Genomic DNA, 294 nt, shown 5'->3' with positions numbered 1-294 from the left:
CAATGAGCGGAATAATATTTTTAACTTCCCTATCGAAAGTAATAACACTCAAATGGAGGCTGTCCATAGCCTGTGGATCTGCTCGGAGCATACTGATCAACCCGTTGAATCCATTATTAAGAGCCTGAATAGGTTCTCCATTCATGGAACCGGAAGTATCCAGTAAAAAATAGGCTAATAATCTTCTGTTCATAAGACAATTATTAATTCTGAAGCCGGCGGAGGAAGTCTTCGACTTCCTCCGCCGGCTTGTATGTTGAATAAAAAGTTAAAGTCTAGTTTGAATATGAGTAC

1 protein-coding gene is annotated in these 294 nt (G+C 39.5%); it reads right to left on the bottom strand.

What is annotated here, in order from left to right:
- Positions 1-193 (bottom strand): vWA domain-containing protein (locus SB679_RS23710; protein WP_410704713.1); only part of this gene is annotated, 193 nt, incomplete at its 3' end.
- Positions 194-294 lie beyond the last annotated feature (101 nt).

Source organism: Chryseobacterium sp. SIMBA_029, from assembly GCF_046535275.1.
Taxonomy (GTDB): domain Bacteria; phylum Bacteroidota; class Bacteroidia; order Flavobacteriales; family Weeksellaceae; genus Chryseobacterium.
The sequence above is the reverse complement of the archived record's forward strand: the minus strand, read 5'-3'. Positions and strand labels throughout refer to the sequence as shown.